This window comes from Escherichia sp. UTM R2 (assembly GCF_048593455.1).
Lineage (GTDB): Bacteria > Pseudomonadota > Gammaproteobacteria > Enterobacterales > Enterobacteriaceae > Escherichia > Escherichia coli.
This window is the reverse complement of record NZ_JBFWDY010000002.1, coordinates 2085416-2099134: the sequence shown is the minus strand read 5'-3', so window position 1 is coordinate 2099134 and position 13719 is coordinate 2085416. Positions and strand designations below refer to the sequence as shown.

General features: G+C 48.5%; 12 protein-coding genes. 11 read left to right on the top strand and 1 reads right to left on the bottom strand.

What is annotated here, in order from left to right; genetic code table 11:
• The first annotated feature begins 71 nt into the window (after positions 1–71).
• From AB4H76_RS11015 to AB4H76_RS10990, 6 genes are all read left to right on the top strand, one after another.
• The gene (locus AB4H76_RS11015; protein WP_077492619.1) at positions 72–1286 is read left to right on the top strand and encodes an MFS transporter; all 1215 of its coding nucleotides are present in this window, start codon (positions 72–74) and stop codon (positions 1284–1286) included.
• A 226-nt stretch (positions 1287–1512) separates the two neighbouring features.
• Positions 1513–2778: an MFS transporter gene (locus AB4H76_RS11010; protein ID WP_001301286.1), complete on the top strand. Its 1266-nt coding sequence runs from the start codon at positions 1513–1515 to the stop codon at positions 2776–2778.
• 11 nt (positions 2779–2789) lie between these two features.
• Positions 2790–3656, top strand: coding sequence for a quinate/shikimate dehydrogenase (ydiB, locus tag AB4H76_RS11005; protein ID WP_000383469.1), 867 nt, complete (start codon positions 2790–2792; stop codon positions 3654–3656).
• A gap of 30 nt (positions 3657–3686) precedes the next feature.
• Positions 3687–4445, top strand: coding sequence for a type I 3-dehydroquinate dehydratase (aroD, locus tag AB4H76_RS11000; RefSeq protein WP_000860163.1), 759 nt, complete (start codon positions 3687–3689; stop codon positions 4443–4445).
• A gap of 144 nt (positions 4446–4589) precedes the next feature.
• A complete protein-coding gene (locus tag AB4H76_RS10995; RefSeq protein WP_000805640.1) occupies positions 4590–6185 on the top strand; it encodes an acyl CoA:acetate/3-ketoacid CoA transferase in 1596 nt (531 codons plus the stop codon).
• A gap of 13 nt (positions 6186–6198) precedes the next feature.
• Complete coding sequence (locus tag AB4H76_RS10990; protein WP_077492621.1) at positions 6199–7350, top strand: acyl-CoA dehydrogenase; 1152 nt, start codon at positions 6199–6201, stop codon at positions 7348–7350.
• A gap of 42 nt (positions 7351–7392) precedes the next feature.
• Here AB4H76_RS10990 and AB4H76_RS10985 read toward each other — a convergent pair whose 3' ends face one another.
• On the bottom strand, positions 7393–8304 hold the full coding sequence (locus AB4H76_RS10985) for an AraC family transcriptional regulator (protein WP_000284783.1): 912 nt from the start codon (positions 8302–8304) through the stop codon (positions 7393–7395).
• A 315-nt stretch (positions 8305–8619) separates the two neighbouring features.
• On the opposite strand from AB4H76_RS10985, the gene AB4H76_RS10980 reads away from it, so the two are divergent.
• The 5 genes from AB4H76_RS10980 to fadK are packed head-to-tail and all read left to right on the top strand — an operon-like array spanning position 8620 to position 13680.
• Complete coding sequence (locus tag AB4H76_RS10980) at positions 8620–9384, top strand: electron transfer flavoprotein (protein WP_000692154.1); 765 nt, start codon at positions 8620–8622, stop codon at positions 9382–9384.
• A gap of 19 nt (positions 9385–9403) precedes the next feature.
• Positions 9404–10342 carry an electron transfer flavoprotein subunit alpha gene (locus tag AB4H76_RS10975; RefSeq protein WP_000080700.1) on the top strand — a complete coding sequence of 313 codons (939 nt, stop codon included), beginning with the start codon at positions 9404–9406 and terminating at the stop codon, positions 10340–10342.
• 55 nt (positions 10343–10397) lie between these two features.
• Complete coding sequence (locus AB4H76_RS10970; protein ID WP_077492623.1) at positions 10398–11687, top strand: FAD-dependent oxidoreductase; 1290 nt, start codon at positions 10398–10400, stop codon at positions 11685–11687.
• Entirely contained in the window at positions 11684–11977 is a 294-nt protein-coding gene (locus tag AB4H76_RS10965; RefSeq protein ID WP_000081078.1) for a ferredoxin family protein, read from the top strand. The genes AB4H76_RS10970 and AB4H76_RS10965 overlap by 4 nt, the downstream gene beginning before the upstream one ends.
• Before the next feature lie 56 nt (positions 11978–12033).
• Positions 12034–13680, top strand: coding sequence for a medium-chain fatty-acid--CoA ligase (gene fadK, locus AB4H76_RS10960; RefSeq protein ID WP_085452709.1), 1647 nt, complete (start codon positions 12034–12036; stop codon positions 13678–13680).
• Positions 13681–13719: the final 39 nt, after the last annotated feature.

Sequence of the window (13719 nt, the reverse complement as noted above, 5' to 3'; positions counted from 1 at the left end):
TACAACAATAATGAATGGATACTGACACAACATCGCTACACTTTTTAAAGCACCTTTGCTAAGTAGAACCTATGAAAAATCCCTATTACCCTACCGCACTTGGGTTGTATTTTAATTACCTGGTGCATGGTATGGGCGTCATTTTGATGAGCCTGAATATGGCCTCGCTGGAGACGCTTTGGCAGACTAATGCCGCGGGCGTCTCGATAGTTATCTCATCGCTGGGCATTGGTCGATTAAGTGTCTTGCTTTTTGCAGGATTATTATCCGATCGCTTTGGTCGCCGCCCTTTTATCATGCTCGGGATGTGCTGCTATATGGCCTTCTTTTTTGGCATCCTGCAGACCAATAACATCATTATCGCTTATGTTTTTGGCTTTCTGGCGGGAATGGCAAACAGTTTTCTCGATGCAGGCACTTATCCCAGTTTGATGGAAGCTTTTCCACGCTCACCTGGGACAGCCAATATTTTAATTAAAGCATTTGTTTCCAGCGGACAATTTTTATTACCGCTAATCATTAGCCTGTTAGTGTGGGCTGAACTGTGGTTCGGTTGGTCCTTTATGATTGCTGCAGGCATTATGTTTATTAACGCTCTGTTTTTATACCGTTGTACGTTCCCACCCCATCCGGGTCGTCGCTTACCTGTCATAAAGAAAACCACCAGCTCTACGGAACATCGCTGTTCAATTATCGATTTAGCCAGTTATACCTTATATGGCTATATCTCAATGGCAACGTTTTATCTGGTTAGCCAGTGGCTGGCACAGTACGGACAATTTGTTGCAGGCATGTCATACACTATGTCGATCAAACTACTCAGTATCTACACCGTGGGTTCGCTGCTTTGTGTATTTATTACCGCTCCACTCATTCGTAATACCGTTCGCCCAACAACATTACTGATGCTGTACACCTTTATCTCATTTATTGCTCTGTTTACCGTCTGCCTGCATCCCACATTTTATGTGGTGATAATATTTGCTTTTGTCGTTGGTTTTACCTCTGCTGGAGGTGTTGTGCAAATTGGCCTGACGTTAATGGCTGAACGTTTCCCTTACGCTAAAGGTAAAGCTACAGGGATCTATTACAGTGCGGGCAGTATTGCGACCTTTACTATTCCGTTGATTACGGCTCATCTGTCCCAAAGAAGTATTGCCGATATTATGTGGTTCGATACCGCCATCGCTGCCATCGGTTTTTTACTGGCACTGTTTATCGGCTTACGCAGCCGCAAAAAAACGCGGCATCACTCGCTAAAGGAAAATGTCGCTCCGGGTGGGTAATGCAATATTCTTTTCAGGTCATGCAAGATCTTACGGATAAATAACTCTTTCTGCGCTAACTAAGGAAAATCGCGATCAAAAACAAACTATGACATGCAATATTCCTGGAAACATAAACTTTATGCCATGTACCCAGGGAAAATCATCTTCAGTATAGTAATTATGTAAACCGTCGGAGAACAATACGTACGGTAACGAAATTATCTTTCAGCAAGGAGCTGTGAAAATGTCTCAAAATAAGGCTTTCAGCACGCCATTTATCCTGGCTGTTCTTTGTATTTACTTCAGCTACTTCCTGCACGGCATTAGTGTTATTACGCTTGCCCAAAATATGTCATCTCTGGCGGAAAAGTTTTCCACTGACAACGCGGGCATTGCCTACTTAATTTCCGGTATCGGTTTGGGGCGATTGATCAGTATTTTATTCTTCGGTGTGATCTCCGATAAGTTTGGTCGTCGGGCGGTGATATTAATGGCAGTAATAATGTATCTGCTATTCTTCTTTGGTATTCCCGCTTGCCCGAATTTAACTCTCGCCTACGGTCTGGCAGTGTGCGTAGGTATCGCTAACTCAGCGCTGGATACGGGTGGCTACCCCGCGCTCATGGAATGCTTTCCGAAAGCCTCTGGTTCGGCGGTCATACTGGTTAAAGCGATGGTGTCATTTGGGCAAATGTTCTACCCAATGCTGGTGAGCTATATGTTGCTCAATAATATCTGGTACGGCTATGGGCTGATTATTCCGGGTATTCTATTTGTACTGATCACGCTGATGCTGTTGAAAAGCAAATTCCCCAGCCAGTTGGTGGACGCCAGCGTAACTAATGAATTACCGCAAATGAACAGCAAACCGTTAGTCTGGCTGGAAGGTGTTTCATCGGTACTGTTCGGTGTAGCCGCATTCTCGACCTTTTATGTGATTGTGGTGTGGATGCCCAAATATGCGATGGCTTTTGCTGGTATGTCAGAAGCTGAGGCATTAAAAACCATCTCTTATTACAGTATGGGCTCGTTGGTCTGTGTCTTTATTTTTGCCGCACTACTGAAAAAAATGGTCCGGCCCATCTGGGCTAATGTATTTAACTCTGCACTGGCAACAATAACAGCAGCCATTATCTACCTGTACCCTTCTCCACTGGTGTGTAATGCCGGCGCCTTTGTTATCGGTTTCTCAGCAGCTGGCGGCATTTTACAGCTCGGTGTTTCGGTCATGTCAGAGTTTTTCCCAAAAAGCAAAGCCAAAGTCACCAGTATTTATATGATGATGGGTGGACTGGCTAACTTTGTTATTCCGCTGATTACCGGTTATCTGTCGAACATCGGCCTGCAATATATCATTGTTCTCGATTTTACTTTCGCGCTGCTGGCCCTGATTACCGCAATTATTGTTTTTATCCGCTATTACCGCGTTTTTATTATTCCTGAGAATGATGTGCGGTTTGGCGAGCGCAAATTTAGCACCCGGTTAAACACAATTAAGCATAGAGGTTAAAGGAGTTAATTATGGATGTTACCGCAAAATACGAATTGATTGGGTTGATGGCTTATCCTATCCGCCACAGTTTATCGCCTGAAATGCAGAATAAAGCCTTAGAAAAAGCGGGATTGCCATTTACCTATATGGCCTTCGAAGTGGATAACGATAGCTTTCCCGGAGCAATTGAAGGATTAAAAGCTCTAAAAATGCGCGGAACTGGTGTATCAATGCCGAACAAACAACTGGCGTGTGAATATGTTGATGAATTAACGCCAGCAGCCAAACTGGTGGGTGCCATCAACACCATCGTTAATGATGATGGCTACCTGCGCGGCTATAACACCGACGGCACGGGCCATATTCGAGCCATTAAAGAGAGCGGTTTTGATATCAAAGGCAAAACAATGGTGCTGTTAGGGGCCGGAGGTGCCTCAACGGCGATTGGCGCGCAGGGGGCAATTGAAGGTTTAAAAGAAATTAAACTCTTTAACCGTCGGGATGAGTTCTTCGATAAAGCCCTCGCCTTCGCGCAGCGGGTTAACGAAAACACCGATTGTGTCGTCACGGTTACCGATCTCGCCGATCAGCAAGCCTTTGCTGAAGCCCTGGCTTCCGCCGACATTTTAACCAATGGCACAAAAGTGGGTATGAAACCCCTTGAGAATGAATCATTGGTTAATGATATCAGTCTGTTACATCCGGGACTGCTGGTCACTGAATGCGTGTATAACCCGCATATGACGAAGTTATTGCAGCAGGCGCAACAAGCTGGTTGCAAAACGATTGATGGATACGGCATGTTGTTGTGGCAAGGGGCTGAACAGTTCACGTTATGGACTGGCAAAGATTTCCCTCTGGAATATGTTAAACAGGTCATGGGGTTCGGTGCCTGACAGGCTGACCGCGTGCAGAAAGGGTAAAAAATGAAAACCGTAACTGTAAAAGATCTCGTCATTGGTGCGGGCGCACCTAAAATCATCGTCTCGCTGATGGCGAAAGATATCGCCCGCGTGAAATCCGAAGCTCTCGCCTATCGTGAAGCGGACTTTGATATTCTGGAATGGCGTGTGGACCACTTTGCCGACCTCTCCAATGTGGAGTCTGTCATGGCGGCGGCAAAAATTCTCCGTGAAACCATGCCAGAAAAACCGCTGCTGTTTACCTTCCGCAGTGCCAAAGAAGGCGGCGAGCAGGCGATTTCCACCGAGGCTTATATTGCTCTCAATCGTGCAGCCATCGACAGCGGCCTGGTTGATATGATCGATCTGGAGTTATTTACCGGCGATGATCAGGTTAAAGAAACCGTCGCCTACGCCCACGCGCATGATGTGAAAGTTGTCATGTCCAACCATGACTTCCATAAAACGCCGGAAGCCGAAGAAATCATTGCCCGTCTGCGCAAAATGCAATCCTTCGACGCCGATATTCCTAAGATTGCGCTGATGCCGCAAAGTACCAGCGATGTGCTAACGTTGCTTGCCGCGACCCTGGAGATGCAGGAGCAGTATGCCGATCGTCCAATCATCACGATGTCGATGGCAAAAACTGGCGTAATTTCTCGTCTGGCTGGTGAAGTATTTGGGTCGGCGGCAACTTTTGGTGCGGTAAAAAAAGCCTCTGCGCCAGGGCAAATCTCGGTAACTGATTTACGCACAGTATTAACTATTTTACATCAGGCATAAGCAATAATATTTCGGCGGGAATATCCTCCCCCGCCGAACTAAAAAAATATATTCAACCGTATTTAATAAAAATATTTCGTGAGTCTCTGTGCGCTAATTATCCATCTGGCGTAGGGAAAATCACACCTGAATCAGGAATTAACAATGAAACCTGTAAAACCACCTCGTATTAATGGACGAGTGCCGGTCCTGTCGGCACAGGAAGCGGTGAATTATATTCCCGACGAAGCAACACTTTGTGTGTTAGGCGCTGGCGGCGGTATTCTGGAAGCCACCACGTTAATTACTGCTCTTGCTGATAAATATAAACAGACTCAAACGCCACGTAATTTATCGATTATTAGTCCAACAGGGCTTGGCGATCGCGCCGACCGCGGTATTAGTCCGCTGGCGCAAGAAGGTCTGCTGAAATGGGCATTATGCGGTCACTGGGGACAATCGCCGCGTATTTCTGATCTCGCAGAACAAAATAAAATTATTGCTTATAACTATCCACAAGGTGTACTTACACAAACCTTACGCGCCGCCGCAGCCCACCAGCCTGGTATTATTAGTGATATTGGCATCGGGACATTTGTCGATCCACGCCAGCAAGGCGGCAAACTGAATGAAGTCACTAAAGAAGACCTGATTAAACTGGTCGAGTTTGATAACAAAGAATATCTCTATTACAAAGCGATTGCGCCAGATATCGCCTTCATTCGCGCTACCACCTGCGACAGCGAAGGCTACGCCACTTTTGAAGATGAGGTGATGTATCTCGACGCATTGGTTATTGCCCAGGCGGTGCACAATAACGGCGGTATTGTGATGATGCAGGTGCAGAAAATGGTTAAGAAAGCCACGCTGCATCCTAAATCTGTCCGTATTCCGGGTTATCTGGTGGATATTGTGGTGGTCGATCCGGATCAAACCCAACTGTATGGCGGTGCACCGGTTAACCGCTTTATTTCTGGTGACTTCACCCTTGATGACAGTACCAAACTTAGCCTGCCCCTAAACCAACGTAAATTAGTTGCGCGGCGCGCATTATTCGAAATGCGTAAAGGCGCGGTGGGGAATGTCGGCGTCGGTATTGCTGACGGCATTGGCCTGGTCGCCCGAGAAGAAGGTTGTGCTGATGACTTTATTCTAACGGTAGAAACAGGTCCGATTGGCGGAATTACTTCACAGGGGATCGCCTTTGGCGCGAACGTGAATACCCGTGCCATTCTGGATATGACGTCCCAGTTTGATTTTTATCACGGTGGCGGTCTGGATGTTTGTTATTTGAGTTTTGCTGAAGTCGACCAGCACGGTAACGTCGGCGTGCATAAATTCAATGGTAAAATCATGGGCACCGGTGGATTTATTGATATCAGTGCCACTTCGAAGAAAATCATTTTCTGCGGCACATTAACTGCGGGCAGTTTAAAAACAGAAATTACCGACGGCAAATTAAATATCGTCCAGGAAGGACGGGTGAAGAAATTTATTCGGGAACTACCGGAAATTACTTTCAGCGGAAAAATCGCTCTCGAGCGAGGGCTGGATGTTCGTTATATCACTGAGCGCGCAGTATTCACGCTGAAAGAAGACGGCCTGCATTTAATCGAAATCGCCCCTGGCGTCGATTTACAAAAAGATATTCTCGACAAAATGGATTTCACCCCAGTGATTTCGCCAGAACTCAAACTGATGGACGAAAGATTATTTATCGATGCGGCGATGGGTTTTGTCCTGCCTGAAGCGGCTCATTAACAGGAGTATAATGATGGATTTTTCTTTAACTGAAGAACAAGAACTGCTGCTGGCCAGTATTCGCGAACTGATTACGACTAACTTTCCGGAAGAGTATTTCCGCACCTGCGATCAAAACGGGACATATCCGCGTGAGTTTATGCGGGCGCTGGCGGATAACGGTATTTCCATGCTTGGCGTGCCGGAAGAATTTGGTGGTATCCCTGCGGATTACGTCACCCAAATGCTGGCGCTGATGGAAGTGTCAAAATGCGGTGCTCCGGCATTTTTAATTACCAACGGTCAATGTATTCACAGTATGCGCCGTTTCGGTTCTGCAGAGCAGCTACGTAAAACGGCAGAAAGCACCCTGGAAACCGGCGACCCCGCCTATGTCCTGGCGTTGACGGAACCAGGTGCTGGCTCAGATAACAACAGTGCCACCACCACTTACACGCGTAAAAACGGCAAGGTTTACATCAACGGACAGAAAACCTTTATTACCGGTGCGAAAGAGTACCCGTATATGCTGGTGTTGGCGCGCGATCCGCAACCGAAAGATCCCAAAAAAGCCTTCACCCTGTGGTGGGTCGACTCCAGTAAGCCCGGCATTAAGATTAACCCGCTGCATAAAATCGGCTGGCATATGCTCAGCACCTGCGAAGTCTATCTCGACAACGTGGAAGTTGAAGAGAGCGACATGGTGGGCGAAGAAGGAATGGGTTTCCTCAATGTGATGTACAACTTTGAGATGGAGCGCCTGATCAACGCCGCGCGCAGCACCGGCTTTGCCGAATGCGCCTTTGAAGATGCCGCCCGCTATGCCAACCAACGTATCGCTTTTGGTAAGCCCATTGGTCATAACCAGATGATCCAGGAAAAACTGGCGCTGATGGCGATTAAGATTGACAACATGCGCAACATGGTGCTGAAAGTGGCATGGCAAGCCGATCAGCATCAGTCACTGCGCACCAGCGCGGCGCTGGCAAAACTGTATTGCGCACGTACCGCAATGGAAGTCATTGATGATGCGATTCAAATCATGGGCGGTCTGGGCTATACCGATGAAGCGCGCGTCTCCCGCTTCTGGCGTGATGTCCGTTGTGAACGTATCGGCGGCGGTACAGACGAAATTATGATTTACGTAGCAGGTCGGCAGATCCTGAAAGACTATCAGAACAAATAATCTGCAGGCGGCGCAGCTTCTTAACAAACTGCGCCGCCAGATTTATCCAACAAGACTTACCGGTTGAGGAAATTCAGATAGGATTTCTTGTTCCGCAAAACAGTTTTTAAATTGCCTGCGGTAATCGCTGGGTGAACAGCCGACATGGCGCAAAAACAGTTTGCCAAAGTGATCGACATTTTCATAACCCACACGCCAGGAGATCTCTGCCTGTGATAATTCAGTATTAGTGAGTAACCATTTCGCTTCCGTCATACGCCGTTGAATAACATAGTTAATTGGGGAAATACGATACTCTTTGGTAAATTCATGGCAAATATAACTGACGCTGGCACGAAATTTTTTCGATAACTGTTCTAAAGTGATTTTTTCGCGATAATTATTATTCAGATAGAAAAGAATATCTTTTATCAGAACATCTTTTTTAATATACCCCTGCTCCGAACGATAAGCATTTTTAAAGTTTTCGTAGTAAAGAATTGCTAATGTATAGGCAAATGCATCCCATAACGAAGATGTTTGGCTATTTTTACTTTGCGGCAAAATCACACTTAGCTCATTAAATAAGGTTTTAATGACTTCTTTTCCCTGCCCCGCGGCAATTACCGGACAAGAATGCGGTTGCAGTAGATGATTTTCCTCAGCCCCCTGAAACTGAAAGCCGTACAGCGCACAGGTACACGTCGTTGCCGGATCGTTAACGTCAGAGGCCACCGCATGCAGCCTGCCGCGTTCTATCACCACTATATCATCTGCATGCGCGACATATAACGAAGAATCGATGGTAAACCTTGCCACCCCTTTCTTGACGTAAATCAGCTCGGTTTCATTGTCATGAACGTGATGTCCAGACTCCCATTTTGGATCATCGCTAAATGCAAAACGTGAAAGCCGTGGCGTTTTACCAGCGACAAACAGCGTTTCACTGGCATTATCAAAACAGCGTTGATACATGACAACCTCCCTATTCCATGAGCAAGCAAAAACAATATATGCCGGATAAAATACGGCGTGTATTGCGGTTATACAACCGCGTTTAGCGAGAGCTAAACAAGATTATTTACACTGAATGCAAGATTGTACGGTCATGGAATAACTATATTGCCGCAAATTGCACTTTTGTTTTAGCGATCGCATTTTTTTTGCAAGATTGTTGGCAAGGAAAACAGCTTGCTCCGTCGAAAACCCCGCACCGCTATCGCACACTATTTTCAGGCCATTTTTACCTTCCATCGGAGATGGTTCCGTATGCGACTCACAGGAGAAATCATGAAAATAATAACCTGCTTTAAGCTGGTGCCTGAAGAACAGGACATTGTTGTCACTCCAGAATACACCCTGAATTTCGACAATGCCGACGCCAAAATCAGCCAGTTCGATCTCAATGCCATTGAAGCTGCAAGCCAGCTTGCAACAGATGACGATGAGATAGCCGCGCTGACCGTTGGCGGCTCATTGTTGCAGAACTCGAAAGTGCGCAAAGACGTGCTATCCCGCGGGCCGCACAGCCTGTATATGGTGCAGGATGCACAACTTGAGCATGCACTGCCTCTCGATACCGCAAAAGCGCTGGCGGCAGCAGTTGAAAAGATCGGCTTCGATTTACTGATCTTTGGTGAAGGTTCCGGCGACCTTTATGCCCAGCAGGTTGGCTTGCTGGTCGGAGAAATTCTGCAACTTCCGGTGATTAATGCAGTGAGTGCTATTCAGCGTCAGGGCAATACACTGGTGATTGAACGCACGCTTGAAGATGACGTTGAAGTTATTGAACTCTCTGTTCCAGCCGTGCTCTGCGTCACCTCCGATATTAACGTGCCACGCATTCCTTCGATGAAAGCCATTCTCGGCGCGGGTAAAAAACCGGTAAATCAGTGGCAGGCAAGTGATATTGGCTGGAGCCAGAGCGCACCACTTGCTGAACTGACCGGCATTCGCGTACCGCCGCAAACAGAACGTAAGCACATCATTCTCGATAACGATTCGCCGGAGGCCATTGCCGAGCTGGCGGAACATCTGAAGAAAGCCCTGAACTGAAGCCTACGGAGAAGAAACGATGAGTCAATTAAACAGCGTCTGGGTCTTTAGCGATAATCCTGAACGTTATGCTGAACTGTTTGGCGGCGCTCAGCAATGGGGCCAACAGGTGTATGCCATTGTACAAAATACCGACCAGGCGCAGGCAGTTATGCCTTATGGTCCAAAATGTATTTATGTTCTTGAGCAAAACGACGCGCTGCAACGCACTGAAAATTACGCCGAAAGCATTGCTGCCCTGCTGAAAGATAAACACCCCGCTATGTTGCTGTTGGCCGCGACGAAACGTGGTAAAGCTCTGGCAGCACGGTTAAGTGTGCAACTGAATGCGGCGCTGGTGAACGATGCCACGGCGGTGGATATTGTCGATGGTCACATTTGCGCCGAACACCGGATGTATGGCGGGTTAGCGTTCGCTCAGGAAAAGATCAACAGCCCGCTGGCGATCATTACCCTTGCACCCGGTGTTCAGGAACCGTGCACCAGTGATACCTCTCATCAGTGCCCGACAGAAACGGTACCTTACGTTGCTCCGCGTCATGAAATTCTCTGTCGCGAACGCCGTGCGAAAGCCGCAAGCAGCGTGGACCTGAGCAAAGCAAAACGTGTGGTTGGCGTCGGTCGTGGTCTGGCGGCGCAGGATGACCTGAAAATGGTCCACGAACTGGCGGCGGTGCTGAATGCTGAAGTCGGCTGTTCACGTCCAATTGCCGAAGGCGAGAACTGGATGGAGCGTGAACGTTATATCGGTGTCTCCGGCGTGTTGCTGAAATCCGATCTCTACCTGACGCTGGGGATCTCCGGGCAGATCCAGCATATGGTTGGCGGCAACGGCGCAAAAGTGATTGTCGCCATCAATAAAGATAAAAATGCGCCAATCTTCAATTATGCCGACTACGGTCTGGTGGGCGATATCTACAAAGTCGTCCCTGCCCTGATTAGCCAGTTGAGCCGCTAATTCCCCTTTCAACCACATCTCCCGCTGTAAACGCAGCGGGAAGGGAGCATAACGCATGTCGGATGACAAATTTGATGCCATTGTGGTCGGTGCGGGCGTTGCTGGTAGCGTTGCCGCACTGGTCATGGCGCGAGCCGGGCTGGATGTCCTGGTGATAGAACGCGGCGACAGTGCCGGATGTAAAAACATGACCGGCGGGCGTCTTTATGCCCACACACTTGAAGCAATCATTCCAGGCTTTGCAGCATCAGCGCCGGTAGAACGCAAGGTCACACGCGAGAAAATCTCCTTCTTAACCGAAGAGAGCGCCGTTACCCTCGATTTTCACCGCGAGCAACCAGATGTTCCGCAACACGCATCTTATACCGTATTGCGTAATCGTCTGGACCCGTGGTTGATGGAACAAGCCGAGCAGGCGGGCGCACAGTTTATCCCGGGCGTTCGCGTCGATGCGCTGGTTCGTGAAGGAAACAAGGTCACTGGCGTCCAGGCTGGGGATGATATTCTCGAAGCGAATGTGGTGATTCTGGCTGATGGCGTTAACTCGATGCTTGGCCGCTCGCTGGGAATGGTTCCCGCTTCCGATCCGCATCATTACGCTGTTGGTGTTAAAGAGGTTATTGGCCTCACACCAGAACAGATCAACGATCGCTTTAATATTACGGGCGAGGAAGGTGCCGCCTGGCTGTTTGCCGGTTCCCCTTCTGACGGCCTGATGGGTGGCGGATTCCTCTATACCAATAAGGATTCCATATCCTTGGGGCTGGTTTGTGGATTGGGTGATATCGCCCATGCGCAAAAAAGCGTGCCGCAAATGCTGGAAGATTTTAAACAACACCCCGCCATTCGCCCGCTGATTAGCGGCGGCAAACTGCTTGAATATTCCGCGCATATGGTGCCGGAAGGCGGTCTGGCAATGGTGCCGCAACTGGTTAACGAGGGCGTGATGATCGTTGGTGACGCCGCAGGCTTCTGCCTGAATTTGGGTTTTACGGTCCGCGGCATGGATTTAGCCATTGCATCGGCTCAGGCTGCCGCCACAACGGTGATCGCCGCCAAAGAACGCGCAGATTTCTCCGCCAGCAGTCTTGCGCAATACAAACGTGAGCTGGAACAAAGTTGTGTTATGCGCGATATGCAGCATTTTCGCAAGATCCCGGCGCTGATGGAAAATCCGCGCCTGTTTAGTCAGTATCCGCGCATGGTCGCCGACATCATGAACGATATGTTCACCATTGACGGCAAACCAAACCAGCCGGTACGCAAAATGATCATGGGACACGCGAAGAAAATTGGGCTGATGAACTTGCTGAAAGATGGCATTAAGGGAGCAACCGCGCTATGAGCCAGAACGCTACGGTTAACGTCGACATCAAATTAGGCGTCAATAAATTCCATGTTGATGAGGGCCACCCGCATATCATTTTGGCGGCAAATCCCGATATCAATGAATTCCGTAATTTAATGAAAGCTTGCCCTGCCGGACTTTATAAGCAGGATGACGCCGGCAACATTCATTTCGATTCCGCCGGTTGTCTGGAGTGCGGCACCTGTCGGGTGCTGTGCGGCAACACTATTCTCGAACAGTGGCAATATCCCGCAGGCACCTTCGGTATTGATTTTCGCTACGGCTAATCATGCATCCCACAGGCCCGCATCTCGGGCCTGATGTTCTGTTTCGAGAGTCCAAAATGAAAGTGACATTAACGTTCAACGAACAACGTCGTGCGGCGTATCGTCAGCAAGGGTTATGGGGCGATGCTTCACTGGCCGATTACTGGCAGCAGACCGCTCGTGCGATGCCAGACAAAATTGCCGTGGTCGACAATCATGGTGCAACGTACACCTATAGCGCGCTCGATCACGCCGCGAGCTGTCTGGCAAACTGGATGTTAGCGAAGGGTATTGAATCAGGCGATCGCATCGCATTTCAACTGCCTGGCTGGTGTGAATTTACCGTTATCTATCTTGCCTGCCTGAAAACCGGTGCGGTTTCCGTGCCGCTGTTGCCTTCCTGGCGGGAAGCAGAACTGGTGTGGGTGCTCAATAAGTGTCAGGCAAAAATGTTCTTTGCACCGACGTTGTTTAAACAAACGCGTCCGGTAGATTTAATCCTGCCGCTGCAAAATCAGCTTCCACAACTACAACAAATTGTCGGCGTGGACAAACTGGCTCCCGCCACCTCTTCCCTCTCATTAAGTCAGATTATCGCCGACAATATCCCACTGACCACGGCGATAACGACCCACGGCGATGAATTAGCTGCGGTGCTGTTTACCTCCGGAACCGAGGGTCTGCCAAAGGGCGTGATGCTAACGCATAACAATATTCTCGCCAGTGAGCGGGCTTATTGCGCGCGGCTGAATCTGACCTGGCTGGATGTATTTATGATGCCTGCGCCACTTGGTCACGCAACGGGATTTCTGCATGGCGTAACAGCACCATTTTTAATTGGTGCTCGCAGCGTGTTGTTAGATATTTTCACTCCTGATGCGTGTCTCGCGCTGCTTGAGCAGCAGCGTTGCACCTGTATGCTAGGCGCAACGCCGTTTGTCTATGATCTTTTGAATTTACTAGAGAAACAACCCGCAGACCTTTCAGCGCTGCGCTTCTTTCTTTGCGGCGGTACCACAATCCCCAAAAAAGTGGCGCGTGAATGTCAGCAGCTCGGCATTAAATTATTAAGTGTTTATGGTTCCACAGAAAGTTCGCCGCATGCGGTGGTGAATCTCGATGATCCTTTGTCGCGCTTTATGCACACCGATGGTTACGCTGCCGCAGGTGTAGAGATTAAAGTGGTCAATGACGCACGCAAGACCTTACCGCCAGGTTGCGAAGGTGAAGAAGCCTCGCGTGGCCCCAATGTGTTTATGGGGTATTTTGATGAACCTGAATTAACCGCCCGTGCGCTGGACGAAGAAGGCTGGTATTACAGCGGCGATCTCTGCCGCATGGATGAGGCTGGCTATATAAAAATTACCGGACGCAAAAAAGATATTATTGTCCGCGGCGGCGAAAATATTAGCAGCCGTGAAGTGGAAGATATTTTATTGCAGCATCCTAAAATTCACGATGCCTGTGTGGTTGCAATGCCCGATGAACGTTTAGGTGAACGATCATGCGCTTATGTCGTGCTGAAAGCGCCGCATCATTCATTATCGCTGGAAGAGGTGGTGGCTTTTTTTAGCCGTAAACGGGTCGCAAAATATAAATATCCTGAACATATCGTGGTAATCGAAAAACTACCGCGCACTGCCTCAGGTAAAATACAAAAGTTTTTGTTAAGAAAAGATATTATGCGGCGGTTAACTCAGGATGCCTGTGAAGAGATTGAATAAGTTTCATCTTCGGGGATCACATAAACCCGGCGACAAAAC